Annotated in this window: 30 protein-coding genes and 1 tRNA gene; 16 read left to right on the plus strand and 15 right to left on the minus strand. The window is 35.4% G+C overall.

The features are described from left to right. Positions 1-21 precede the first annotated feature (21 nt). Positions 22-225: a hypothetical protein gene (locus AC6EJA_RS00485; protein ID WP_498502576.1), complete on the minus strand. Its 204-nt coding sequence runs from the start codon at positions 223-225 to the stop codon at positions 22-24. Between the two features lie 123 nt (positions 226-348). Next, positions 349-708, minus strand: coding sequence for a DUF7326 family protein (locus AC6EJA_RS00490; RefSeq protein WP_498502577.1), 360 nt, complete (start codon positions 706-708; stop codon positions 349-351). Between the two features lie 467 nt (positions 709-1,175). Between AC6EJA_RS00490 and AC6EJA_RS00495 the strand changes: the two genes are divergently transcribed. From AC6EJA_RS00495 to AC6EJA_RS00530, 8 genes are all read left to right on the plus strand, one after another. Then, on the plus strand, positions 1,176-1,382 hold the full coding sequence (locus tag AC6EJA_RS00495) for a hypothetical protein (RefSeq protein ID WP_498502578.1): 207 nt from the start codon (positions 1,176-1,178) through the stop codon (positions 1,380-1,382). A 406-nt stretch (positions 1,383-1,788) separates the two neighbouring features. Further along, positions 1,789-2,832 (plus strand): PrsW family intramembrane metalloprotease, encoded by a 1,044-nt coding sequence (locus AC6EJA_RS00500; protein WP_498502579.1) that lies wholly within the window; start codon positions 1,789-1,791, stop codon positions 2,830-2,832. Further along, complete coding sequence (locus tag AC6EJA_RS00505) at positions 2,832-4,190, plus strand: ligand-gated ion channel (protein WP_498502580.1); 1,359 nt, start codon at positions 2,832-2,834, stop codon at positions 4,188-4,190. The genes AC6EJA_RS00500 and AC6EJA_RS00505 overlap by 1 nt, the downstream gene beginning before the upstream one ends. A 259-nt stretch (positions 4,191-4,449) precedes the next feature. Continuing rightward, on the plus strand, positions 4,450-4,635 hold the full coding sequence (locus AC6EJA_RS00510; RefSeq protein ID WP_498502581.1) for a hypothetical protein: 186 nt from the start codon (positions 4,450-4,452) through the stop codon (positions 4,633-4,635). 57 nt (positions 4,636-4,692) lie between these two features. Then, positions 4,693-6,036: a VapE domain-containing protein gene (locus AC6EJA_RS00515; RefSeq protein ID WP_498502582.1), complete on the plus strand. Its 1,344-nt coding sequence runs from the start codon at positions 4,693-4,695 to the stop codon at positions 6,034-6,036. Between the two features lie 75 nt (positions 6,037-6,111). Then, positions 6,112-6,798 carry a zinc ribbon domain-containing protein gene (locus AC6EJA_RS00520; protein WP_498502583.1) on the plus strand — a complete coding sequence of 229 codons (687 nt, stop codon included), beginning with the start codon at positions 6,112-6,114 and terminating at the stop codon, positions 6,796-6,798. A gap of 65 nt (positions 6,799-6,863) precedes the next feature. Continuing rightward, complete coding sequence (locus AC6EJA_RS00525) at positions 6,864-7,523, plus strand: zinc ribbon domain-containing protein (protein ID WP_498502584.1); 660 nt, start codon at positions 6,864-6,866, stop codon at positions 7,521-7,523. Between the two features lie 3 nt (positions 7,524-7,526). Next, a complete protein-coding gene (locus AC6EJA_RS00530; protein WP_498502585.1) occupies positions 7,527-8,426 on the plus strand; it encodes a zinc-ribbon domain-containing protein in 900 nt (299 codons plus the stop codon). A gap of 250 nt (positions 8,427-8,676) precedes the next feature. Here the strand turns inward: AC6EJA_RS00530 and AC6EJA_RS00535 are convergent, their stop codons facing one another. The 4 genes from AC6EJA_RS00535 to AC6EJA_RS00550 all read right to left on the minus strand — a co-directional run bounded on the left by AC6EJA_RS00535 (position 8,677) and on the right by AC6EJA_RS00550 (position 10,895). Next, on the minus strand, positions 8,677-9,900 hold the full coding sequence (locus AC6EJA_RS00535) for a site-specific integrase (RefSeq protein WP_498502586.1): 1,224 nt from the start codon (positions 9,898-9,900) through the stop codon (positions 8,677-8,679). A 125-nt stretch (positions 9,901-10,025) separates the two neighbouring features. After that, complete coding sequence (locus AC6EJA_RS00540) at positions 10,026-10,205, minus strand: DUF6538 domain-containing protein (RefSeq protein ID WP_498502587.1); 180 nt, start codon at positions 10,203-10,205, stop codon at positions 10,026-10,028. Positions 10,206-10,283: 78 nt separating this feature from the next. After that, positions 10,284-10,370, minus strand: a tRNA-Ser gene (locus AC6EJA_RS00545). Between the two features lie 252 nt (positions 10,371-10,622). Next, positions 10,623-10,895, minus strand: coding sequence for a hypothetical protein (locus AC6EJA_RS00550; RefSeq protein WP_498502588.1), 273 nt, complete (start codon positions 10,893-10,895; stop codon positions 10,623-10,625). 429 nt (positions 10,896-11,324) lie between these two features. On the opposite strand from AC6EJA_RS00550, the gene psaM reads away from it, so the two are divergent. Next, on the plus strand, positions 11,325-11,495 hold the full coding sequence (psaM, locus tag AC6EJA_RS00555) for a photosystem I reaction center subunit XII (protein WP_498502589.1): 171 nt from the start codon (positions 11,325-11,327) through the stop codon (positions 11,493-11,495). A gap of 341 nt (positions 11,496-11,836) precedes the next feature. Here psaM and AC6EJA_RS00560 read toward each other — a convergent pair whose 3' ends face one another. Beyond that, positions 11,837-12,040, minus strand: coding sequence for a hypothetical protein (locus tag AC6EJA_RS00560; protein ID WP_498502590.1), 204 nt, complete (start codon positions 12,038-12,040; stop codon positions 11,837-11,839). Between the two features lie 49 nt (positions 12,041-12,089). After that, entirely contained in the window at positions 12,090-12,488 is a 399-nt protein-coding gene (locus tag AC6EJA_RS00565; RefSeq protein ID WP_498502591.1) for a hypothetical protein, read from the minus strand. Positions 12,489-13,068: 580 nt separating this feature from the next. Between AC6EJA_RS00565 and AC6EJA_RS00570 the strand changes: the two genes are divergently transcribed. Next, the gene (locus AC6EJA_RS00570) at positions 13,069-13,266 is read left to right on the plus strand and encodes a hypothetical protein (protein WP_498502592.1); all 198 of its coding nucleotides are present in this window, start codon (positions 13,069-13,071) and stop codon (positions 13,264-13,266) included. 50 nt (positions 13,267-13,316) lie between these two features. Here the strand turns inward: AC6EJA_RS00570 and AC6EJA_RS00575 are convergent, their stop codons facing one another. Continuing rightward, positions 13,317-13,574, minus strand: a complete 258-nt coding sequence (locus AC6EJA_RS00575) for an RNA recognition motif-containing protein (protein WP_498502593.1) — start codon at positions 13,572-13,574, stop codon at positions 13,317-13,319. A gap of 138 nt (positions 13,575-13,712) precedes the next feature. Continuing rightward, positions 13,713-16,058, minus strand: coding sequence for a ribonucleoside-triphosphate reductase, adenosylcobalamin-dependent (gene nrdJ, locus AC6EJA_RS00580; RefSeq protein WP_498503604.1), 2,346 nt, complete (start codon positions 16,056-16,058; stop codon positions 13,713-13,715). Between the two features lie 126 nt (positions 16,059-16,184). On the opposite strand from nrdJ, the gene AC6EJA_RS00585 reads away from it, so the two are divergent. From AC6EJA_RS00585 to AC6EJA_RS00595, 3 genes are read left to right on the plus strand one after another with little or no spacing between them, the layout of a single operon-like run. Next, positions 16,185-16,883, plus strand: a complete 699-nt coding sequence (locus tag AC6EJA_RS00585; RefSeq protein ID WP_498502594.1) for a class I SAM-dependent methyltransferase — start codon at positions 16,185-16,187, stop codon at positions 16,881-16,883. 32 nt (positions 16,884-16,915) lie between these two features. Further along, positions 16,916-18,583 (plus strand): peptide chain release factor 3, encoded by a 1,668-nt coding sequence (locus AC6EJA_RS00590; protein ID WP_498502595.1) that lies wholly within the window; start codon positions 16,916-16,918, stop codon positions 18,581-18,583. Between the two features lie 53 nt (positions 18,584-18,636). Continuing rightward, the gene (locus AC6EJA_RS00595; RefSeq protein ID WP_498502596.1) at positions 18,637-19,329 is read left to right on the plus strand and encodes a CPP1-like family protein; all 693 of its coding nucleotides are present in this window, start codon (positions 18,637-18,639) and stop codon (positions 19,327-19,329) included. Here AC6EJA_RS00595 and hslO read toward each other — a convergent pair. Together hslO and AC6EJA_RS00605 are read right to left on the minus strand one after the other, a co-directional pair. Then, positions 19,326-20,228, minus strand: coding sequence for an Hsp33 family molecular chaperone HslO (gene hslO / locus AC6EJA_RS00600; protein WP_498502597.1), 903 nt, complete (start codon positions 20,226-20,228; stop codon positions 19,326-19,328). The two genes, AC6EJA_RS00595 and hslO, sit on opposite strands and share 4 nt — an antisense overlap. 12 nt (positions 20,229-20,240) lie before the next feature. Further along, positions 20,241-20,870 (minus strand): ABC transporter ATP-binding protein, encoded by a 630-nt coding sequence (locus tag AC6EJA_RS00605; protein ID WP_498502598.1) that lies wholly within the window; start codon positions 20,868-20,870, stop codon positions 20,241-20,243. Between the two features lie 117 nt (positions 20,871-20,987). Between AC6EJA_RS00605 and AC6EJA_RS00610 the strand changes: the two genes are divergently transcribed. The 3 genes from AC6EJA_RS00610 to AC6EJA_RS00620 are packed head-to-tail and all read left to right on the plus strand — an operon-like array spanning position 20,988 to position 23,011. Beyond that, a complete protein-coding gene (locus AC6EJA_RS00610; protein WP_498502599.1) occupies positions 20,988-21,443 on the plus strand; it encodes a DUF3531 family protein in 456 nt (151 codons plus the stop codon). A gap of 50 nt (positions 21,444-21,493) precedes the next feature. Then, complete coding sequence (locus AC6EJA_RS00615) at positions 21,494-22,210, plus strand: 16S rRNA (uracil(1498)-N(3))-methyltransferase (protein WP_498502600.1); 717 nt, start codon at positions 21,494-21,496, stop codon at positions 22,208-22,210. A gap of 57 nt (positions 22,211-22,267) precedes the next feature. Continuing rightward, on the plus strand, positions 22,268-23,011 hold the full coding sequence (locus tag AC6EJA_RS00620; protein WP_498502601.1) for a TIGR00297 family protein: 744 nt from the start codon (positions 22,268-22,270) through the stop codon (positions 23,009-23,011). A gap of 14 nt (positions 23,012-23,025) precedes the next feature. On the opposite strand, the gene AC6EJA_RS00625 is transcribed toward AC6EJA_RS00620, so the two are convergent. The 3 genes from AC6EJA_RS00625 to AC6EJA_RS00635 are packed head-to-tail and all read right to left on the minus strand — an operon-like array spanning position 23,026 to position 25,974. Continuing rightward, positions 23,026-23,670, minus strand: coding sequence for a GDSL-type esterase/lipase family protein (locus AC6EJA_RS00625; RefSeq protein ID WP_498502602.1), 645 nt, complete (start codon positions 23,668-23,670; stop codon positions 23,026-23,028). Between the two features lie 7 nt (positions 23,671-23,677). Next, on the minus strand, positions 23,678-25,240 hold the full coding sequence (locus AC6EJA_RS00630) for an ABC transporter permease subunit (protein WP_498502603.1): 1,563 nt from the start codon (positions 25,238-25,240) through the stop codon (positions 23,678-23,680). Next, positions 25,240-25,974 carry an ATP-binding cassette domain-containing protein gene (locus AC6EJA_RS00635; RefSeq protein WP_498502604.1) on the minus strand — a complete coding sequence of 245 codons (735 nt, stop codon included), beginning with the start codon at positions 25,972-25,974 and terminating at the stop codon, positions 25,240-25,242. The genes AC6EJA_RS00630 and AC6EJA_RS00635 overlap by 1 nt, the downstream gene beginning before the upstream one ends. Between the last annotated feature and the right edge of the window lie 4 nt (positions 25,975-25,978).

Consider the following 25,978-nt stretch of genomic DNA (forward strand, 5'->3'; position numbering starts at 1 on the left):
TATAATGAAATCTTATTAAACCTACTGATTTTTGTCAGGGTACTCAACTGTGCCATCTTCTTTTCTTATTGGTTTTGAATATAAAACTCTTAATAGTCCTTTCGTATCCATGTTTGGACTTGTAATTGCAAAACTTACAAGGAAGAAGCCACCGAAAATAATAATTAAGGTAATCATCGATGGTGTCAAACCCATGTCTGAAAATGCAATCAAGAAAAAGGTCATTTTTATTAATTCTTCAATTAAGTGAAAGATAACCTCAATTGGGGTTTTTAGTAGGAAAAATTATTAAATAAAATATTTTGTGATAACTAATCAAAATTACAAAGATTCAAAAATAGTTATTTTTCACCACATATCCTCGTTAGAATTGCTTTTTTCTTTCTTCCTTTTTTCGAGTAATTCTAGTCTTTTTTCAAGTTCTTCTTTTTCAGGTGGCAATGTATCATCTCGCGAGGATCTGTTTTTTAATACTTCTTTTATTTTGCTTTCAAAGTCATCCTTGTAAAAATCTTTTATTTCTCGCCAGGCTTCTCTTTCTTCCTGATTCCCTACAGTTCCTTTAATTTGATCAGTTATTATAGTCCTTACAAATTTTGTGAGATCTTCAGGAGTCATTGTTTTTACACGCTCATCTATGTATAGGTCCTTAAGATCATCCAGTTGATTTTTAGATAAATCTTTGTAGCTAATATCGTCTTTGGCCATTTCTTGGGAATTAGGTTTTAATAGGTTTTAGTTATTTTAGTATAGTAAATCTCTATTAATAAGCGAACAATGTTTTCCGTAGATAATCTACAAAGTTTTTTTTGATCCAACCGCTTTAATTTATATAACTAAATTTCATACAGTCAAATAATCAATTTTCTTGAGATCGTTACTTTAATTTAATTTAAGATTCTATAAAATAATTGATATTATTAGACAGATTATACTTAATATTATATTAAAGATTATTAATTTATAACTAAATTTAACTAATATGTAGAGTAATTTTTTTCAAGTTCATTTATTATAAACTAGTTTTAAGGAAATTATAATATTTGACTTTTACTTGTTACCTGCTTATATTTACTCAGAAACAACATTTGCTAAACTATTTCTATTTATACTTTCATATGTATTAAATTTAAATTTTCCCGACTTACATTCCTAATAAATTTTCTATTCGTGGCATGAGAAAAAATTATCAAAGTCAATTGATCGCCAAAAAGCAACAATGGATAGAGAAAATAAATGCTTATAAGTCTTTTTTAGAAAAGGGCTCAACTACAGTTGATGGAAAACATGGTGCCGAAGAATTTATTTCTATGGCTGAATATAATATTGAACTGATTAACCTTAAGCTTAGTACTTTTAAAGACAATTCATCTACAAATTGATTGAATTAATAATTGTGTATCTTAACAAAGTAATAACTTTAGATAATCGGTATTTCTTTAAATTATTCCAAACTAAAAATTTAAAATTAAATGAATAATTTTAAACTATATTTTTATTGCTGTATGCTTCGCAAAAAATAAACGGAGAGGGTGGGAAACTCCCTAAAGCCGAAAAAAGCTAGTAATAACTAGGTTCTTGATGCCTTGTTTGTACCACCTTTTGTACCACAAATTAAAAGTGTTTCAGAGATTTGTATATGTTTCTTTTTAATTGTGGTTGTAAAGAGAAATAGTTTTTTCTTTTAATAAATAAAAGAATTACAAGCTACAGCTATTGCAACGCTTTTATTGCAAATCTAATACTTGATATTGGTATTGATTAAAATTTATTGATTCAAGGTTCTTTATGGAAAGCTTCTTAATAGTCTTAAGCCCTTTTATTGCAGGTTTAGCCTCATACTCAATCATATATTCAATAAGGTTTATCGATGCTATTGAGAAAGAACCAATCAAACCCATTCTCATATCTCTAATTATTGGAACAGGAGTGGCATTTATCTGTGGCTATGGATATTTCCTTGATATTGGCTACCAACTTGCGTTGATTTTGAATGGTGGAGAAGAAATGCAAGAAGCATTATCTACTGTTATTGATGCACCATTAAACGAAGAGCTATTAAAGGCAATAGGCTTATTAATTGTCTATAGATGCTTCCGAAAAGAATTTGACTCTTTAACTGATTTTGTTATATACGCTTGTTTTGTTGCTATAGGTTTTCAGTTTTTAGAAAATCTAGGCTATATGTCCTTTGCCCTTGATTCAACTGATAATGCAATTGAGGCTTGGAATGATCAGTTGAGATATAGGGTCATATATAGCGGATTTATGCACTTATTCTGGACTTCATGGTCTGGAGTTGGACTGTGGTTATTTGTTCATGGAGAGAAGAAGTTTTTACCAAGGTTTATTCAATTATTAGGATTTATTTCACTGGCTATATTTCTACATCTTGCAAATAATCTTGCAGCTGTAATACCAAATTATTTTGGTGGCTTCTTATATGAAATAACTAGATCTATAACGATTGCTTTGTTTATTTCATTAATTGGTCTAGCTGTGATCAAGGACATTTCTTATTTATTTAGATTTAGCTTCCGTTTATTAGAAGATAATAGAGTTTCCTCATTAAAAAACCATCTATCAAGTATAAAGCAGTTAAGCAATCCGATATACCAACTCCTTGCTCGTTATCCCTGGAGCTGGAGAGTTTCATCTCTTGGAAGGAGAGCTCTTTACAGTCGTATGCAATATCAAGAATTCTCCAAATATGCCTTGGCTTTTTCCAAATTAAGTAGAGTTAAAGATCATTCTTCTACTTCCAAAGAGATGTTGATAGATAAAGCTTGCCAGTTAATCATTGAAAACAATTCAAATATACAATATTTTTAATGACAAAGTATAAATCAAATAGAAGATTCTCTTTCTTCGATGCTCTCCTAAGAAAAAAGAAAATATTTAAGGTATCATTTGGATTTTCATTTCTAATATCTTTTTTCGTACTTTTAATTATAGCTTTCGGTATTCACGATATACATACTATAAAAAAACTCCCCATTTATGCAGAGCATTATGAAAATGCTTATAATTTTTATGAGGAAGAACTAGAAGCAAAAGTTGAAGATTATAGAAAATTATACGTAAAGGAATATGATTATATCAAACTTGAAGATTTTGATGAATACAAAACTCCCGATCCAGTTGGCATTAAAATCAGGGTTAATAGAATTTATGATATTGATGAATTAACTTCTTCATTCTTGGCTTCAGGAACTATTGAAGCTTTTTGGAATAACTCTGCAATCCAAAGGTTCGATATAGATGATGGTGGCAATAAAGTTCATGAGAACTCCAAGCTAGATGTCCTATCAGAAGCAGAGCTTGATTTTTATAATGCTGAAGATCAATATTTTCAGCGTGTAAATCTTACGAATGATCCAAATCCACCTGAAGGATCTTATGGTAATTATTCCAAATATAAATTTAAAGGTCGATTCAGAATTGATAGAGATATGAGAAAATTTCCATTCGATTCAGCTTACTTGAGAATACGTCTTAGTCATAATTTAACAGCACCAGATATTTATCTTTACATTGATAAGGATAGCATTATGAGAGATCCACAATATCGGATAAATTCTTACAACTATATTGAAGAAGAATGTTATGAGGATGAGAAAGATGAAAATGGAAAGCTTAAAGATAATCCAAAACTTTTCAGTTGTGCTTATGACGAAATAGAGCCTTTATTTACATGGGGAGATTCATTCAAAGAGGGTATGGAATTAAGCGACGAGTTCATGAAAGCTTATGAAAAGCTTGATTTTGGTCCGTCAATTGTAATAAGAGGAAAAATTTCTCGCTCTATTTCCTCAAGTTTTTTTAGATATATTTCTCCACTTTTATTTGGAGTTCTGATATTGACTGTGAATAATTATTTAAGTCCTAAATATAATGAGCTACGTATTGCTACTCCTCCCACAATACTCCTAACTTTTATTTTCATGCAGAGTGGCTTCCAAGCAGAGATCCCTCAGATTTCATATATAACTTATATGGACAAAATATATTTATTATGTTATTTTTTGGCAGTTATTAGTATGTTAAATGCTGTTTTGATAGGAACCAATCGAAATAAAATATCTCTATTAATTCAAAAAACATTTGGCATCCCCACAAGTAATTTTTTGAAAAGTATATTCATCATCTCTGCAATTGCAGGACCTTTTATACTCTTCATTATTCCATGAATGTATTTTTGATAATTTTTACCTCAGATTTTCAAGCCCTGCTTCGTATAGGTAACAAAAAGAAATACCCCCTTGGCCTTATGGACTCTGCTTTAATAGATAAAAACCTGATTAATTTTACTATCTAGATATTTGCGAGAAATAATAGATACAATTTTTATTTTACAATAAAATTACTTAGATTATTTATTGATTTATACGTACATATATGCGATAATTAATATCATTGGAATGTTAATTCTTATCAGCTTAGATATCTATGAAGACTATACCTCTTGCAAAAAGACGTTGGAACTCTGCTGTTTCTTATAAAACGTTTAATCGCATTGAAGACTTCACCTTCAAGCACAAGATTCAACTACAAGAACTTGCTGAGAATCTATTTAGTCAACTGCCTGATGAACTTCTAGAACGCTATGCATTGAAAGAAAAAGCTGTCCATTAATAAAACAAAAACCCTGACTATTTAGCCAAGGTTTGTTGTTACTATTTTTATAATTCTATGACTACTAATCTCTTATTGCAAGAGAGTCATTTTCGTGTATCTAGCACAGGTTCTCTTGTCCTAAATATTGATGATCAACGTGTCTTAGATCTAGGCTATGCCAAGATCTCAAACATTAGAAGTACAGATCTCATATACGTTCTTGAAGCACTTCAAGCATCTGAAACCTTTCGATGGGACAAAGCTAAAAGGAGAGTTCTTTGGGGAGATCATTTTCTAACAGAGGCTGATATGGAAGTACTTCATTTGCGACTTTCTAAAGAACACGGAATTAACTTTCCTCCTAAGCAAACACGATTAGCCATTGAGGCAATGGCCCTGAAGAACAGCTTTGATTCCTTTCAAGAGAAGCTTCTGGAAACAGAACGCTTAGTTGAACCGATCCCTATCAATAACCTCAGTACTCGTTACTTCAAAACTAAAAAGCCTATCTATGACAAGTACCTTGAACTTTGGCTTGTTAATTGGGTCAAACGTCAATTAGAGCCTGGTTGCTACAACCGCACAATGCTTGTGGTTCAAGGTCCTCAAAACATCGGCAAGGATCAGTTCGTCAAGATCCTGGCGGGAGACAACAACAGCACTTCAGTTGGTTGCACTGCCAACTTCAAAGACAAAGATCTGTTGACGACCTTCAACAGCAAGAGTGTTCTCCTTTTTGAAGAGCTAGAGCAAACCACTGGAAGGGTGGTCGAAGGGGCTCTGAAATCTTTCCTCTCAGAGACCAGTGATAGTTACGTGATGAAGTACAAGAGTCACGCAGAGGACTATCCCCGCCGTTGTAGCTATTGGGGGTCTTGTAATAAGCAGGAATTCCTTACTGATCTAACTGGCAATACAAGGTTCCACGTCATACCAGTTGAAGTCGACTCAAAGAGAGGTCAGGCAATAGACCTAGAACAACTCAAGAAAGAAAGGGAAGCAATCATTGCAGGAGCAATAAGGCTTTACAGGAGACACAAAGAAAGTTCTTATTCACTGGAGCTCACTCAAGATGAACGCAATCAATCGGAAGATCTAAACGCTAATTATTTAGAGGTCTCTCAGTACGAAGAGCCTTTAGCAGAACTGCTAGAAGGTCGTACCGCTGTTTGTATGGACGAGATACGTGAATGCATTGATCTCACTCTTGGCTATATCGATAAACGAATGGAGAAGGAAATCAAGAAAGCCATGAGAGCAGTGGGTTTCAAAGCTATTCCTTCTCCTAGGACGATCCGATGGCATGGAGGGCAAAAATCTGTAAGGCCTTGGATAAGGGCTGATAGCAAGAATATTGACTACTTTGAAATCGGGAACTTTTATCAAGCAAAACAAAGAGTTGAATCTAATTTTGACTAAAGAGTTAAAAGAATATTCCTACTAAGCAAGAATTAAGTTGAGATAGCTAATCTATATCTACTAGATAATATTTGAATGCATTGCACTGAATGTGGGGCAAAACTCAATTCAGGGGCAAGGTTTTGCGGAAAATGCGGTGCTTCTATTACGGTTAGGAATAATGAACAATATTATCCTGGATTAGCTCGAAGCAGAGGAATAAATACCAAAGAAGCAGTTACTAAAGGCTATGACCCTAGATTAGAGCGTAAACGACGTGATCAACAATCACAACCACCTCAAAAACGTCTTTCTGAGAGTGATATTAAGGTCAATCAGGCCAGTGAGAAGTCCTCACAACTTCCAGTTTCTTTTCTCTGGATTGGATCGACAATACTTACTGGAATAATTATTCAGAGTTTATCTTCATCATTTAACTTCGTAATTTTTAGCTGGGGTATGTTCTTTATTTTTCCAGTCGGAGCCATGGCGACTGCTTTTATTAACGTTTGCATATTCAATTTATTTCGTAAGATTTTCCGTATAAAGCCTCAGGGAAATGTATTTTTGAATGCCTCTTTAGGCACTATAATAATTATCCTTATGCTTGCCAATACTGATCCAGCTCAAACTGTAATTAGTGTGCGCTACAGATCATCAGTTTCTAGCGGAATAGGTCTCCCTCCATTTATCGGCTGGGCTTTAAGGATTAGAGATATAATTGGTTTTTGGATAATTACTATGTCTTGTTATCATGATCCAGGAAAACTCTTTGAAGACTAGTTTTATTTGGATATTTTTTCCTAATGATGCATTTCAGCTTAACCAATTAATTCTTCATTATGCAGATGTTTTGTACTAATTGCGGAGTTAAATTAGAATCAGGAAATACCTTCTGCACACAATGTGGTGCAAAAATTGAAGAGCAAATTGGTAATGATGTAATAACAACAGAAGATGAAACGAATGAAGTTATTGAAGAAGTAGAACCAATATCAAATGAAGACCAAGAACCTATTATCACTTTTGAGTCTGATGAGAATTATTTAGACGAAGATAATATAGTTCAAGAAGAAAATCATTTCCTTCCAAGTATAATTAGGAATCAAGATGAATTAAAAGACAAATTTAGCTATCAGAAGAAAGATTTAATAGAAGCACTTAAAGAAAGGAAGAAAGATGCTCAAGCTCTATTTAAAAAAGCTTCTACAAAGACAAAGGAGTCAATAGCTAAAATTCTAGAAAATGAAATTGATATAATGGAGGTAAAGCTAGAAAAATTAGAATCAATATTTCAAAAAGATTTGCTTCCAGAAGATGAATATAAGCAGATGAGAGTTAAAGCAATTAAAGAATCATTAGAGAATAAGACAAAAGCCTCTATGATCCTTGAGAATCAAATGGATGTAATCGAAGCTAAGCTGGGAAAATTAAAACATATGTTTGAAAGAAATTTAATCTCAAAGGATGAATATAATTCAATCAGAAAGAAAATTATCAAGATTTAGCCGATGTTTTGTACTGAATGCGGAGTAGAAGTCAAAGCGTCTGCAAAATTTTGTGGAAAATGTGGTACCTCTCTTGCAGAGCCTGTAGAGACTGAAGAAAACATTTCAGAGCAAGAGAGTCAATCTGAGCCAGATCCCCCGTCTCTAGAGAGGAGTGTTACAGACAGCTCAATTGAGGAAGGAAGAGAGAGAGATGAAAAGCCTCCTTCCACCCCCTATGCAAAAAACGTTCAATCTCCACCTCCTTCATCGCCAACTAAGAAAGAGATTTTCTGTGGAGCTGTTAAAGCTGCATTAATAAGAGGTGATATTACAACTCCTGAAATTATAGATAGGCGAAACTCTGGCGAAAATAATAATAATATTCTTCTTTGCAATATAGAAGGTAAAGTTATTTCAAGGGTACCTATAAGTAGGGTTTTACAAATAATTAAAGAGTACAACAATATTAGCAATCAATGGGATGAAGCCATCATTAAATCATGGGAAAAAGATTCAAATAAAAGAGTATATGATCCAGGTTTAGAACGTAGTAGAAGAAACAATAGTAATAAATCAAACTCTAGATCTCACTCTAGAGATAGTGGCTTAATTAAAGCCTTTGAGCGAAGGCAGAGAGATACAAGTTGGGGATATGCTTTTGCACATCCAATCCCTTTTGTAGGTCTCTATTACTCAATCTCGCGTCGGACAATTACTCCTTTTCTTAACGTCTTATTAGGTTCACTTATACTCGGTTTTTCAATTGGAATTATCGCTGCTATTGCAGATCCAGAGATGGATGAGGATGCTTTAGGTGGCTTGGCAAATATAGCAGGGTTTATTGCGGCTCCATTTCTAGCCAAAAAAGGTATTGATGATGCACGAAGATATGCAAAAAATAGATTGGATAAGATGACTTAATCCACATAGAAAGATTAATTAAATAGAGGTTAAAATTAGGCGCAGCCTTCTACAGGAGACTACAAAAACAGTATTTAATTCAAATAACTACATCTCGACTACTCGACTTTCGATGCACCAGAAGGTGACTACAAGAACTACAACTTTTTAGATAAAACTCTTTTATAAATCAGATATAGATTTGCTTTTGAATCGTTTCTCTGTACTTCTATGTAGTCATTTTATTTATACACAAGCCCAAGGCCACAACCTATTTATTAATTAATAGAAAATCTATTGAAGCAACAATCTCATTTAACTTCTCTATTCGAAAACCTTTCCCATATGTATTACTAACCTCTTGGCTTCTATGACCTCGAATCGCATCCATAACTGTCTGATCTAATCCAGGAATCTTTCCAAAGTGATCACGTAAAATATCTGCGTGATAGTGCCTTGATGAGTATAGAACTGCAGTTAAATCTTCAATATGCAATTCTCCCCTAAGAACTGTTTTGCTCCATCGTTCAGACCACTTGGAGCTTACTTTTCCATATTTATCCTCTCTAAGATCTTTGAAAATCCTCTCTTCTAGTTGAGCCTCTCTTACAAAATCCTCTAACCCAAGTTCAATTAAACAATTAGGGATAGGTACATCTCTAAGACTACTTTCTGTTTTAGGTGCAGCTTTATTGATGTCATTAATTTGCAAATACAACTTACCGTTTTGATCTTTCTTGAAGTCACCTCCCAATAAAGAAGCCGCCTCCTCATTCCTTACTCCAGTAGAAATCATGAGCAAAGGGATCCATTTATCTGCAGGGTTTTTCCCTTCTTCTAGGCAATTGAGCACTATTTGTTTTACTTCTTTTGAGGTAAATGGACGTCTATCAGTTGCTTTGCTTCTTTTAATAGTGAGATTTTGGTTATTAAAAGGGTTATCCCAGTTCTCAATTAAACCATCATTTCTAGCACTATTAGCTATCGACTGAAGATGGATAATCTTGTTATTAATTGTTCGTGGTTTCAGTCCTTGATTAGATTTTTGTCTAATCCATTCTTTGACATCTTTTCTACTAATGCTTCTCAAGCTTGAGAGGCCTGTATCTGCTAACCACTCTTTAGCGGTGCTCTTAAAAGTGTCCTGAGTTTTTAAGTTCTTCTGGTCATTTGACCAATACTCCCAGGCTTTGACCAAATCAAAGTCAGATACTTCTTCTATTGGGTAAGGATCTTCTGGATCTTTAAGACCTTGAGCCCTGGATTCAAGGGTTTTGATTGCTCTTCCAAAAGCTTTCTCAAACCGATAAGAAAGCTCAGAGATATCTATCTTTTCTTTATGCAATTTTGTCTCTTCTTCGGCGATAGCATCAAACCTTTCTTCTATGTAAGGTCGCACTCCATTCCCATTGTCACTACAAGGCAGTCCATATGCTTCTAGAACATCTCCAGCATTGAAATACCTCCCGTCATAAGAGTCTTCAAACTCCTGCAAAAGCCTTCTATAAAACTTCCCTGTTATTAAATTGAGTTGGTTAGGTGTTACCTCAGCTGATGAAATTTGGGTTGATAGTTTTACACCCTCTTTTGCGGCATTAATTATTGCTCTGAATTTGTCTTCTATTGGGGGCCCAGAAGTTTCGCTCTATTCAAATCTTTCGTTCCAAGAGATTTTTTTAGCTCTGTCTTTCCAATAACCGGCCTCAAAGATTTAGGAACAACAATCCTTACGCCATAAGTCCCTGCCCGTTGATACAAAGCCAATCGACGCAATCGATAATTTGCACTGATGATAGTCAAAAAAATGTACCTGGTTTTGTACCAAGCACGTCAAAAACTTTAGCTATAGCTTAGATCCCTTGCAGGAGAGCAGTTAAACGGAGAGGGTGGGATTCGAACCCACGGAGGCTTTGACACCTCTTTGGTTTTCAAGACCAACGCCTTAAACCACTCGACCACCTCTCCATATTTACCAATAGTATTGCTGCTATTGATGCGAGAAATCTGATTCTCGACTTTACCAACAATACCATTTTTGCTACATGATATTTTGCGATTGTCTTGATTTTACTGATTTCACCCTTCTCTGATGAAAAAAAATAATCTGCTTGTCTTTAATCGTTCCGCTCTAATCATAAGATTTTAAGCTAAATTTAATTCTGAATAAATTATCTTATCCAGAAATTCTCTAGTATCCTTCGTTGATTATCTATTGGTTCATAAATGAGAATTAGAACCCAACCCCGCTATGAAGGGAAAAACCTGATCGTCGCCTAGATCTGGGTAGTTGTTTTTTTCGGGGTTTTTAGAAGTAGATAGTTTTTTTTCTATTTCCGGATTTTGGTTATCGATGGAAGGTTCAATAATAATATTTAGTGGATTCTCGCTATTTTCCCCAACATTTTCAGCGTACAAGCTAGTCCAACCAATTAATAAGGAGGGAATTAGGCAGATAAGAGCCAATGTTCTTTTGAATATTCTGCTCAACATTGGAAGATAGGTTTTCAGGTTCAACCAATATAGGAAGAATTTGGCATTATTTTTAATATGTATATATGCTTATTAGCGCGATATCCCTTGCAATATATAATTTTATTTTGTTTGTAGGGGAATATTTAAACCTTTTTTCACTTTTAATACTCTATTTAATATATAAATTTGTTTGTTATTATATTACTAAATATCTTAAAAAAATTAGAGATAAATATGAGCTTTATAATCAACAAATAACTGTCTTGGATTAAATTGTTTATTGTTTTTAATATGATAATTATTTTCAATCTCTTATGTCAAATTTATATGGCGACATGTATATTTTCTTTTTTGGGATCGTCACTTTTCTCTAAACCATTTCAAATCGTAGTTTTTTCTCATTGTTCAGTCATATGACTGTAGAATTTCTGAAGACTTTTATTCCACATGGAAATGCTAATAATTTTTGCTGAAAGAATGCCTTTTGATCTTTCTAAGGTGGATTTTTCCTCAGGATTTCTGGTATCAGGACCTGACCTTGCTGGCATATCTCTTCTTTTAGCTGTTTTTGCTGGAGTTTTAGCTCTTAGACTAGGAACAACACTCAGAGATAGCTAGGGGTAATCTGCATAGTAAATTTTAAATTTTAGGTAGTCTATTTGCACATCCGTTAATACAGAAGCAGAAAAAAATCTTTGTGGTTTAAAAAATAAAGAAAAAAAGTAAATAGCTGTTGGGAACTCACACTTAAGTTTTTTTCTTTTTAGGGTCTTCAAACCTGTGAGTACAAGGTCCAAATGGCTCAACGTTTATCCGTTGTATTGAATCAAATTCCTCCTTCAAGCAGAGATTTATTAGAATTTGCTTTTTTTTGCATTGTTGGCTTTACAGCCGGTTCACTAGGACTTATTTAAATCTCTGAGAAATTTATTGAATACATATTATTGTCCTTTGCTTTGTCAGATATTAGGTTGCCGGGCAAAGGTTAAAAAATGATTATCTTCATCCGCGATTGTATGAGACACTAATTTCCATCCTTCTTGCGCATATTCATCACATTTGCTTGAGATTTCATCTTCGAGTTTAGATTCATTGATTGTTTCGCAAAAGTATTCAGAACTATCCATTCGAACACCTGGAAGTGAGTAATTCAGGTCTAGCACTCAGCGGGCGTATTTCATATGAGTGGAAATATCTATATCTACAATGATGCTAATTTTTAACACCCCATCCTGGGCTAAATATCGTCTTTATCGTTGAGCTGCTCATATTTGGTGTAGTTCTCATCTGGACATCTTCAACAGCTTTTTTGTAATAACGATACTTTCTTTGATGCTCACAGAATAATTTTATGATTCTCCAGTGATCTAAAGGGAATCTTTTTCTTATTTCTAAGCTCCTTCTTTTTTCATCCATAGAGAGATTTTTACTTTTAAGATCGAATTTCTTTTCTAACCAACTCATTAAAAATTCAATATCACACTTGAGTTCGCCATCTTCAATCCATTCAGAGATGAATTCTTCATCTCCTTTTTCGAGTACAAAACACTTCTCAACTGAGGGGAGTTTTGTCTTATGAAGAAGTTTTGAAAAATCCTCAATGAGTTTCACTTCAAAAGTTTTTTCTTATTCTCAGTGATTTTTATTATAATCGTGACTAATTTTTTGAGTCACATAAAACCATAAGTGGCAAACTTTGGCGCAGTGGAGTAAGGCAAGGTCAAAGTAAAAAGTCAAATTTTATTTGTGCATCAGTAATGGATCATTTTTGTAATAGTGTTTTAACCATCACAAAATTATGTGAGGTGTTCAAAGTAGTTTGAGTTGTTTCCTCTTGTCTTTGGCAGAACGTTACAAAAACCAGTACTAGAAGAAAGACAAATACAAATGAACTTACTTCTATAAGATTCAGGCACCCTTTTTTTAAACTGGGGATTTCAGCTTTACATTCATTACAAATTTCATCTTCTACAAAGAAGTTCTTTTTGCACTTAGGACAAGCGTTTATACCCATCTAAACCGTTACCTCTAATCATTAAGATGACCTTCTTATGAGATCAATTGCCGTTACCAATACTAGCAATGCCTTTCAGTGTTTTACGAAATTTCCAGATTAGAGATTGAAAAAGCACCAATGAAAAATTTTATGGTAAATTTTTGACATAGTACGAACCAATTGAGAGCTATTTCTATGAGCGCCTCTAAGAGTGAACAATCAAGGTTTCTTGGTGACTTGCCTATGCAAGGAGATATCTCCGAAAAGGAAAGGATCCGTTACATTTCCCATCTAATGTTTTTTGGGGGATGTGGGTTGCTTTCTTTTGGAGTATGGGCGCTTTCAGGTTTTAATGCAGCTTCAGGCTCAGGGGGGCCATTTCCCCTTGGCTAAACTAAATTAGAAGTTTTTAGATATTCAGTAACTCATATCTGTTGAATTTATTAGTTAAGATTTTGTATTTTTGTTTCTTTATCTTTTAACAGGGTAAACAGCCATTTTGCTGCAAGGCTTCTTGATATGGATTTGTTTCTTAGAAGTTGGCAAATAAGCTTGTAAAGAGGCCCTTCAGAAGCTTCAGAATTGAATAGGATTTCAAAATCAAGAATTTCCTTTACCGATTTACAAGCCCTGAGTTGATCAATTAGGTGATCCCTATCAATTTCATTGAACATTTTTGGAGACTCATTTATGCTGGTCATAGAAACATAAACCTCAACCTACCTCTACAATTAGCCAAAAGAACTTCCCTTCGGCAATATTTTGTTAAAGCTATTTATGTCTATTGACAATTTAATGAATTTTATAATTTATCTTTTGGAATTAAACTATCCCTCAAGCTATTTTTTTTCAATTGGTTCAGAGAGAGGAAGTAAACATTTGTCTGAGTCGCACCCAGCAGGTCCAGCCTCTGTGAGCTCCCCCTGGTCATATCTAGTTAATGCATGAAAGAAATTATCACTAACCCTTCTGTTTAAAACTTCAGATTGGAGCCTTTCGTATTCAACTGCATTAATAGGTTCAAAAGGTAATCGAGGAAAGGTAGCGTTTGCATCAAATCTCGCTAATAAAGCAGCAGAAATATAACCTTGATAATTGACTATTGATTTGTGGATAGCCTCTGAGAGGGGGGCAATCTCATGCTCACGAAACTCAATTGTTGCTGAGGTGTTATGGTCAGTGTAATGAGACTGTACTTGCATATAAAAATCGAATTGAGCTAGTGCAGAGAAATTATTTATGTCAATTTGATCAGCCCCTGGGATATTAGCCCAACTAACTTCAGTAGGAATTTCCACTAGCCATTCAGTGCATCTTGGATCAAAGGGATTCTCGAGAAGACAACCATTTTCATCTTTATCAGATTGTGATGGTACAACCGTGTAACCATAATCCATGCACGCCATAGCGACTGGATCATCCTTTCTAAAAGTAATCCGTCTTATGAAACGCTGCGCTTTTGGGGGATGCCAACCAGGAGAAGCACCTGTTAAGAGGCTCTTTGTACCTGCAGGCTGAACGGTAGTGCAACGACTAGGTCTTCGTAAATCATGTTTATCGCAATATTCCCAAACTGTTTGATTAACAATTACCCTCCAGCTGTTGAGGTATTCTGCTTCTTTTTTCTTAAATTCTTTACCTTCATCAGTGTTTGGTCTTCCATTTTCCCACCATTTTAACCAGCTCGTACCAAACGCATGTACAAAAAAGTCAAATAGCCCTGTAAAACTAACTCCAACAATTGGGTCCCATTCCCGACTTTGTCGATAGCGATCAACTTCAAATCTATGATTAAGTAGACATGCTACAGATAATGCAGCAGCTTTAAATGCTAGTTCCTGTTCGACCTTGTTCGAGGGGTCAATTTGATTAAGGTGAACCTCAGCAAGATTGCAATGGAAATCGGCCCCAAGAATTTCACCACATGGGTTTAATCCATATCTGCCAAGTCGATGATTGAGTTCATCGGGATTTATTGGTCCAAAACGATTACTTAACCAAACTCCTGCTTCTTTCTTTCCTTGATTGCAGTAAATATCTAGAAATTCTTTTTTCAGATCGAATGTTGTTAGGAGGTCTGCATTTGATCTTGCTATTGCTTCTGGAGCGAATTGAATAGCACCTTCTCCAGATTGAAATTGTTTCTTAACAGCTGTTTGTATTATCTCTAAAGTTGGTTTCTTATGGTAAACAAGAGTATGATTAGCCATTCTTAAGGCGTCTTTTTCAGGATCAATTCGCCAATTACCACTGGAGTCTTGTTGCCATAAATTTTCTTTAGCTCCTACTGCATTATTGTCTTCAGAGGAAAATTGACGCATCCCTGCACTCCTTCTAATATTCCCTGCGACTATGGTTACAGCGGCTTCATCAATTAATAAGCAACATTCTATAGACGTCAATTTTCTTCCATTAGCCTTGTTAAGTAGCTTTGATACACGCCCATAGAGATCTTTGAGTTTTACTGGATTAGCCATGCCACCGAACCCTTTAAGAGATTCTCCGGCAGGTCTAACATCTTTAAGATCAATAAAAACGTCTATGCTTGAATTGGTAAAACTGTTGTCACTGCAAAGCTCCAGTAATTTCTTATAGCTCTCTACCCAGCCTTGTCGACTATCTCCCACCTTAATAGTAACCTCATTTTTATCAAGATTTTTTGAAATAGTTGTAAGTTCACTTCTAAGATTTGAGGGAGTTAATCCAATTTCAGAGACCTCTTTAATGTGGATTTTATTCTTGATTGAAGGTAGTTGATTAATAAGATGTTCTTCAATTATCGCTCCAGTTCCACAGCCCATCATGGCAAGATCCATCATTAAAGCAAATGCTTCCCAGTCAATCAAATTTGTAGAAGTGCAGTTATAAGCGCCAGAGAAATTTTCTTGCTTGCTTATCCATTCAGTTCCCCCAATCCAAAGCCATCTTCCTGAGGGAAGAGCCTTCTTCTCTTCTTGCATTTTTGCCATTAATTTGAGCTCTTCATCACTAAGACCACCTAGCAATGACAATCCTTCTAAGTTTCTTTTGCTGACCTCACTCCAACTTTCCCTGCCTGATGTTGTTTTTCTGCTGTAAGTTCTATAAAAAACAGGATTTGCCGCAGGGGCTGTTAATGGAAAATCAACGTTAGAAGTTGCCCTTGTTGAGGAATTTGCTTTTGCTTCAGATCGATTTGCTGAGATGGTCAAAATGTTTCAGCCAAATTAGGTTATTGCACACTAACGCCATAAGTAGGGGGTGCAAGTAATTTTTACACCATCTAGAGTGTTGAGATGGGAATATGATGCATAAATAAAAAAAAAGATCTTGTGAAACGCGTAACTGAACCAGAGCTTATGAATGAGTACGAGCAAGTCAAAGCTTATTCAGAGGCTGACTTCTCACAGAGTGATCAGAGTCTCATATCGAATATCCGAATATGTTTGGATGACTTAGGAATCAATTTAAAAAAAGAATCTTTAATTTTGGATATTGGCTGTGGCCCTGGAAATATTTCAGAGCTTTTAGCTGAATCCTGGCCCTCAAGTGTTGTTTTAGGGATTGATGGGGCTGAGGAAATGCTCTTGGTAGCAAATGATCGATTGGAAAAGAAAAAAAATAAAGGTAAATGTTGCAATCTTTCGTATGTTCAGAAAAATTTTCATGAATTAATTAAAGAAAAAAGCAACCTTGTCTCATCTGCAGATTTCCTCGTAAGCAATAGTGTTTTGCATCATCTTGAGAATCCTAATGATTTTTGGATTTTGTTAAAAAAGCTTGGGAAAAATGGTTCTTTAACATTCAACCGAGATCTCAGAAGACCTGCTTCTAGAGAAAAAGCGGAAATGATAAGAGAAAAATACCAATCAAGTTCTCCCGAACCACTTGCAAGGGACTTTCTTGCATCTCTTCATGCTGCTTTTACGGTAGCGGAAATAAAGAAACAGCTTAATGATGTTCATCTAGAAGACTTCGATGTTTATGAATACGATGATCGTTATCTTGAGGTAGTTGGTATCCTTCAATAGATTTAAAACATAATTAAGGCAATCAAATTAAAATGGTCAATGAAAAGAAAACTAGGAATGATTTTGAAGGAAAAAAGGAACCTGTTCTTGGACAAATTCTCTCAGATGCTGTTAGTAATCGAAGGAATTTTGCAATAATTTCCCATCCAGATGCTGGAAAAACTACTCTTACTGAAAAATTACTTTTATATGGTGGAGCGATTCAGCAAGCAGGAGCAGTCAAAGCTCGAGGAGAACAAAGAAAGGTTACTTCAGATTGGATGGAACTTGAAAAGCAACGAGGCATTTCCATAACTTCAACTGTATTGCAATTTGAGTATTCAAAAAAAACAATTAATTTACTCGATACTCCAGGGCATCAAGATTTTTCAGAGGATACTTATAGAACTCTCGCTGCTGCTGATAACGCAGTTATGCTCGAAGATGCAGCTAAAGGCCTAGAACCCCAAACAAGGAAACTTTTTGAAGTTTGCAGAATGAGATCTATACCAATTTTCACCTTTATCAACAAAATGGATAGGCCTGGGCAAGAGCCATTAGCTCTTCTTGATGAAATAGAGGCTGAACTGGATTTATCCACTTGGGCGGTTAATTGGCCAATTGGAAGTGGGGATAATTTTCGAGGTGTAATAGATAGACAAAATCAAAAAGTTATTTTGTTCAGCAGAGCAGAGAGGGGAAAGCAATCAATAGAAAATGAAATTGATATAAATGATCCGAAATTAAGAGAGATTGTCGAGGATGATTTATTGGATAAGGCTCTTGAGGAGATTGAGCTTTTAGATGAGGCTGGATCCAAATTAGATTTGGAGCTGATAAGAGCAGGTGAAATTACCCCCGTATTTTTTGGGTCTGCGATGACAAATTTTGGTGTTCGACCTTTCTTGGATAATTTTTTAGATATGGCTCAAATTCCAGTTGCCAGAAAAAGTAGTACTGGCCCTGTTGACCCTAAAAATGAGAATTTCAGTGGCTTTGTATTCAAATTACAGGCGAATATGGATCCTCGTCACAGAGATCGAGTGGCTTTTGTGAGAGTTTGTAGTGGACGATTTGAGAAGGATATGACTGTGCAACATGCGAGAACTGGCAAAGCAATACGATTATCACGGCCTCAAAAGATATTTGGACAAGATCGATCAGTTGTGAATGATGCTTATCCCGGAGATGTAATCGGGTTGAACAATCCAGGGATGTTTTCTATTGGGGATACTCTATACGTCGGAAAAAAACTGGAATATGAGGGTATTCCCTGTTTTAGTCCGGAGATCTTTAGCTGGTTGCGGAACCCCAATCCATCTGCCTTTAAAAATTTTAAAAAAGGAGTAAATCAACTTAGAGAGGAAGGGGCAGTGCAAATTCTCTATGACAAAGATGAAAGTAAGAGGGATCCAATATTAGCTGCAGTTGGCCAACTCCAACTTGAGGTTGTTCAGCATAGACTAGAAAACGAATATGGAGTTGAGACCAGATTGGATCCCCTTGAGCATAAAGTCGCAAGATGGGTTACGGGGGGATGGAATGAATTAGAAAGCCTTGGCAGAATTTTTAATTGCAAAATAGTTCAAGACGCTTGGAGAAGACCTGTTTTGCTTTTTAAAAATCAGTGGAATTTAAATCAACTAATAGAAGATCAGCCTGAGCTCAGATTGAGTTCTGTTGCGCCGGTAGTTAGTGGGGTCGATCCGCTTAACCTGTAAATCAGTTCGTTCTATAATGATTAACAATACAATCAGACGAACTCCAAATATCCATGCTGGATGAACAAGGCTCTAAATTTAATGGTGGTTCGCAAGATGACCCTTATGAATTGTTAGGTCTCCAAGCGGGCGCTAGTTTTGATGAAATACAAGCTGCTAAGGAGCAGAAAGTTTCTGAAGCAGGAAATGACGCTATCAAAAAAGCCAAAATTGAAGCAGCCTATGACTCATTGTTAATGGTCAGCCTGAAGGAAAGACAGCTTGGGAAAGTAAGCAACGCTGCAGCGAATGCCTCAGAACGTGAAAAAGTATCCTCTAAGGAAATTGGTGGAATCGGCAGCACACTATTAACAAGATTGAAAGGAGTAAATTTTGGCAATTCTGACTCAAGCAATGGAAATCTTTTACCTACTTTGAGTATGCCTTCGGGGCAGGGTCTTACTTTGCGTCTTGCAATAGGTGCTTTGTTTTTTGTACTAGTGTTGATTTCTCCAGATCAAAGCTTAGAACTTATTCTCTCTTTTTCAACAATAGCCTTATTTGTAAGTCAAATAAAAAGAGGGCGAAGGCCACTATCATCTCTTGGTTGGAGTGTTGTTTTACTATCAATAGGATTAATTATTGGTGGACTTTTAGCTCAAGAAACAGGGTTATCACCTGAAAATTTATCTTTGATTTCAAGTCAAAAGCTTGAGTCAATTCCTGCTGTAATACTTCTATGGCTTGGAGCAATATTTTTAGATTAATATTCAATTATTTGCTTCAATTCTTCCTCATTTATAATGTAAACCTTTTTACAGAACTCGCAGGTCATTTCAGCCCTTTTATCCTTTAATAAAATCTCCTGAAGCTCATCTTTGCCAAGTAATTTTAAAGCATTAATACTTCTAGTTCTTGAACATCTACATTTGAATTGAATTATATCAATGTTATCTGATGTTTCACTATTTTTATTATCTAGATCAGGAAATATTTCCTTTAAAAGGGAGAATAAGTTTCCTTTTGAAGCTTCAAGTCTCTCGCTGAATGAAGAAATTGATTTGCATCTATCCTCAAGTAATTTGATAAGAGAGTAATCTCTTTCGGCTTTTGGCAATATCTGGGCAAGTAAACCACCTGAACAAATAATTTCATCATTTTTTATTTTCTCTCCAACAAAAACTGCTGATGGTGTTTGCTCAGAGTGAAGTAAATAAGATGCAATATCCTCACCTATTCCCCCATTGACTAATTCAACAGTACTGCTAAAAGGATCTCCAAAACCTTGGTCTCTTACGATATGGAGATAACCTTTCCCAGTTGCACCAGCAAAATTAAAAGAGTATTTCCCTTCCTTATTTCTTATTAATTCCAATTCCAGTTCTGGGCTTCCAACGTAACCTCGTACAGTTCCATCCCTACCAGCGTCAATTAGTAAACCATTCAGGGGACCATCAGATTTTATTTTTAGGGTTACTCTACCTTGAGAAACTTTCATAGAACTTGCTAATAAAAGAGCAGCACTCATTCCTCTTCCCATAAGTGCAGTGGTTAAAAAAGAGAGACCGTGCAGTTTTTGGGCGATTTTAGTCGCATTAGTAGTTGATACGGCAACTAGCCGAATACTTGCATTTGCAGCAGTAGCTCTAATAAGTTGGTCATGCATATTTTTTAACTTTTAATTTAATTTGACCAATTTACCTTTTTCAAGTTCATAACACGAGGCTTCAAAGTCGTCAAATAGGTGTGGTTCGTGGGTTACAACAATCATTACCTGCTCATTTGCTAAATCTTTAAGTAAATTTATTATTTCTTCCTTTACAGACCAATCAAGTCCAGCAGTTGGTTCATCTAAAAGTAATATCTTAGGCCGTTTGATTAATTGAATAGCAATAGCAAGGCGTCTTTGTTGGCCTCCGCTTAAGTTCTCAGGAGATTGTCGTGGATTAAGCTTTTCTAGACCAACTTTTTTCAGAATTTTTGATTGTTTTTCTTGGGAAAATTTTATATGTCCAATTCGTAATTCTTGAATTATGTTCAATCCTAAGAAATGTCGTTCCGGGAATTGAAAGACAACTCCGCTCAACCATTTGCGTTGACGATTATTAAGATCATTGCCCTCCCATTTTATTGAACCTTTCCTGGGACCTGAAAGACCGCTGATCACTTCAATAAGGCTGGTTTTCCCACTCCCGCTACTTCCCTTGATAATTGTTGGTTTCCCAATCCGAGCAGTTAAGTTGACACTATCAAGAATTATTTTCTCCGCTGTTGATGGATGATATGAAATATTGTTCAATTCGAGCATTTGAAATTTCTCTAAATACAGAATGGATTGACAGATTTTGACCTTATAAAATCTGACATTAGTTTAGAAATATATCAATATAAGATTGTTTCACTTTAACGCCTCTCGCGTTCAACTATGGAAGTTCGTTTTAGAGAAATTGATCCATTTAATTGCTGGATTTGGCTTCATTTTGTGGAGACTCCCGGCAAAGCGGAAATGAGTTATGTTGATGGCATTTTTGATAGCTGGTATGTCATTGGTCGATTAGGAGGTTTTAATTCTGAGAATTTGCAGGCTCATGACGTGGGGACAGATCTGAGTTGGATGACATATGACAATGAACATTCCAACTCATCAATGGCTGCATTAATGCACAACATGGGAGAGCTTGAATACAAGGATGACTGGGCAAGGTGTTGGGTTGATCTTGGAACTTGCGATCCCATATCGCTTGACATCTTGATCAATTCATTTAAACAAATTGACAATGACATAGTTGAATTGAATCAAATTTTAATTGGAGGAGAAAATGAGGAATGGCCAGTTGATGAGCATCCTGATTCAGTATTCCCCTCCCCAGAAAAATCATAAAGGTGAAGGAATTAAGACGCTTGTTTATCTCGGGCACTCGCCTCAATACCTTGAACAGTTCCTCTTATGAACTATTACTAGATAAAAAAGAGGTCCATTATTTAAAAAAAGTGCTTCGTCTAAAACAGGGAGATTTTATAAGCATTGTTGACGGAGAGGGGCATCTTTGGGATGCGCAAATACTTGATAATTATTCATTAGAGCTGGAGTCATACTTAACTCCCAAAACTTCTGAATCAAAAAATCACTTGCAAACATGGCTTGCGGTTGTCCCACCAAAAAATGGATTTGAGGAGATCTTGCGAATGAGTTGTGAAATTGGAATAGATGTAATTCAACCTTTGAACTCAAAATATATTGCCTATAAGGGCAATATCGACTCTAAATTTCAGAGATGGGAGGCGATTTTAAGAGAATCTCATGAGCAATCAGAAAGGTTGTGGCTTCCTGAATTAAGAAATACATTAATGATAGAAGAATATTTAACCCAACTATCAAATGCCTCAAACTTTTCTATGGCTGTGACTAGAGAGAAAGGTTTGAAAAATATGAAAACCTGGTTGAATAATGTCAATGATAAATCTAAAAATGTTTGTGTTTTGATTGGACCTGAGGGAGGATGGGATCAAAAAGAAATTCACTTAGCGATTAATGCTGGAGTAACATTTGTGAATTTAGGGGAGAATATTCTCAGGACATCAACCGCGGCAATAATAGCCTCTTATAACCTTGTTTCATGGAGGAATACTCTTGGTAAATCTTCATGAGTAGAGGGCTTTAATTTAGAGCTAGATGTATATTTCTTATTAATACAAATATCCAAAATGAACTCGATCAATATAAGTGGAGTTGATTGGTTTATAGCTCTATTATTTAATTTCTTTTTGATACTTTTTGCCCAAAAAGCCCCTGTATTGACAAATAAAGGATGGCTTCATGCAGGAGCACTTGGAACAATCCTTTTGGGTGGAGTGGGATGGAATGCTTGGTTAGCTGTAGTTAGTTATTTGGTATTAGGTTATGCAGTTACAAAAATTGGATATAAATTTAAAAATTCGCTTGGAATTGCTGAGTCTAGAGGAGGTAAACGTGGTCCTGAAAATGTGTGGGGTTCTGCTGCAACAGGAACTTTTATGGTGTTGATGATAAGTCTTGGTTTTGAGCCGATTGAATTATTACTCTTGGGCTTCTCAGCAAGTTTTGTTGCCAAATTAGGCGACACATTCGGGAGTGAAATTGGTAAGAGGTGGGGGAAAAAGACATATCTAATAACAAGTTTTCAATTAGTTCCAAATGGAACAGAGGGAGCGATCAGCATAGAGGGGACCCTGGCAAGTCTTTTCGGATGCCTCTTAATGGCATCAATTATGGCTTCATTATCTTTATTGCAAAATTTCTCGTTTTTTCTTATTGCGATTTTGTCTGGATTTATCGCAACGATTGGAGAAAGTTTTTTAGGGGCAACAATTCAAAATAGAATTACCTGGCTTAATAACGAATTGATAAATGCCGTTCAAACTTCTTTTGCTTGCCTTTTATCTATTCTCATAGCGTTTTTGATCTCTTAAGAAAATTATCCATTTTAGATACTCGCCCAGCTTATTAAAGTTTTCCATCGTGTAACTCTCTCGTAAATCCATTTATGGCCATTACTATTCAAATGAATTCCATCAGAAGAGATACAAGACATCCAATTATCCTGACTAACTAAAGGTTTATAAGTAGGTAAAAATGGAATATTCAAGTCTAGGCAGGCCTGTTCAATTTGATTTTCATAGTCAGAGCAGGCCTTGTTTGAGTACCAAAGGCAGTCTGAAAAAGGCATTGCGCTCTCATTTACGGGAGTTAAGCCTAAAACTAAAACGTATGTTTTCCCTTTCATTTCAGCAAGTAGCCTTTTGAGTCCAAACCTGAAAGCATCAGGTGTTAGTTGAGGACGACCATCTTCCCTACCAATCCGCGCCGTATCATTAAGACCTATCGCTAAAAGTAAGCCATCGGGTAGTTTTCGTCGTAATTCTCCTCGGCAAGTCCATTCATCTTTCCATCGCTGCGCAACTTTTTCCAAGCCATCCCCCCTAATACCTAATGGATAAACAACAGGAGCCTGAGGCGTAGCCATCCAGGTCTTTCTAAGCCGTTCCGACCACCCCCCGCCATCCAAGTCTCCCCATCCGTATACACTACTATCGCCAAGGATTATTAATTGTTTTGGTTTTTCAATCATTTCTATCCTAATGAAGTGAAGAATAACAAAGCGAAAAATCACTTGTTGATTTATTCAGATATTCCCTTATTTGATCACTAATATACTCTACGGTTAATGTTAGGCCTGCATAAACTACAGTGATAAGAATTACCTGGCTCCAAGCGAAAGAACTCAACGACTCCTGTAGTTGCCATCCTAGACCCACGCCTCCAACAATGCCTACAATTGCCGTTTCACGTAAAATAATTTCAGCTCTATAGGCTGCAAAAGATAAATAACTTTTACTATACGGGGTTAGTTTCCCGTAAAGGAAAGAGACTTGACTCGATGCTCCCACGGATTTAATACTTATGTGTGTTGAATTGTCTCGATATTTAATATTTTCCTTGAGAATTCTTCCCATAACTCCAATGTTACTAAGGCCTAATGTAAGTGCTGCCAGTGAAATGGAAGGGGTACTAAAAAAAAGTAATAGTAATGCCATCAGGGGAGGAGGAATTAGTCTAAGAAAAATCCATAGCACTGCTTGGAGATTCATAATAAGTTTTTCTGGAGACAGCAATAATCCAAGCGGTGGTATTCCAATTGCAATACCAGCTGAAAGAATAGTTAAAAGTAATGTTGACTTAATCAAATCGAAAAGTGGTAAAAGACTTATTTCATCAACAATCTGATCAAAAGATGCAAAGCTTATGGGATAAAACTTTAATTCTTTTATATCTTTTAAATTAACCACATCGAGAAAAGAAAAGGCTAGTAATATTAATATAAAAAATAAAGCAAAGTTTCTGTGTCTAAATCTTTGTAGTTTTGACCATGAAATATTTTTTTCTCTTAATAGGTTTAATGATCTCTCTAGAGTAAACATAACAATAAATAATAACCATAGTGAAGTCCACATTTCATTAAATTTAAGTGATTGAAGTGTTAATTGAAGTTCAGTTCCTATTCCTCCCAGGCCGAAGACTCCTAAAAGAGTTGCGCTTCTTAACGCACATTCAAGTCTGTATCCAAAGTATGTAATTAGGATAGGTGTTATAGGTGGAAATAATGCTGTGAAAAATGCGGTAAATCCATTAACACCTGATTGTTTGATTGCGAATAATGAATCATATTTTAATGTATCTAATTGATTTGAAATTACTTTGGCAACCATTGATGAGTATGGAATTATCATTGCCAAAATTGCTACAATTGGATTTAATCCAAGTATTTGTAATAAAATAAGGCCCCATATTAGTTCATGAATAGATCTGGGGAGAGCCAGTATATTTTTAAAGATCAGAGAGAGCCAATTATTCCCAAAACATACTTTTGAAAATATCTTTGAACTTAATATTCCAAGAATAAGCCCTAAAATAATACTTATTGACCAGCTTATTAATGCTGTGCTTATCGTTAACCTTAAACCCTTTAAGGCACTATTTAAAATTACTTGGTCGATTGAAGGTCTAAACGCTGCAGTAAAAAAACTAAAAAATATATCCATACCACCCCAATGTAGGTTTTGTATGATTTCTATACCTACTGGGATAATTGCTAAGGCAGGTAAAAGACTAATAACTGTAGATGTTACTCTTAATCTCACTAATCTGAATAGAGTCTTTGTAAGTCTTTTTGGGAAAAATCATTAGAAATGGTATCAATGATTTTTTCACCATTTTTCAGCCCAATAATTCTTGAGAAGTAACCAATAAACTCAGGTTGATGGAGGCTTATTAAGAAGGTATTAGATTCGGAATATTTTTTATTATGCGTTTTATTTCCTAAAATTAAATTTAGTATTTCAGTAGCTAATGGTGGATCAAGATTAGAAAGAGGTTCGTCAGCTAAAACTATGCTTGCGTTTTGTCTGATTAACCTAGCAATCGCGACTCTTTTTCTCTGTCCTTCAGAAATCTGACTTACTGGTGAAGATATAAGACCTTTCTGGAGACCTGCTTGACTCATGCAGGATAGACATCTATCGCTATCAATGTCACTAAATAGGTTTCTTAATGACCAGAGTAAACTATGTCTACCTAAAGCGCCTACGTTTATATTTTGTCTAACATTCAGCTCTTCAATAAGCCTTAAGTCTTGCCAGAGAGTTCCAATTGACCTTTTTTGTAATCTATTTAAGGTGCTTATCTTGAGACCATTTAGTTTTGCCTGTCCTATTGTTGGAGGAAGTGATCCATTAACAACAGATAGTAGAGTACTTTTACCTGAGCCACTTTTGCCTAATAGAGCTACTCTTTCACCTTTCTGGATGCTCAAATCAATATTTCGTAAACGATATGAGGACCCATTATTAATAGTTATGTTTTTTAATTCAATCATACCT

The sequence above is a fragment of the Prochlorococcus sp. MIT2309 genome (assembly GCF_059772305.1).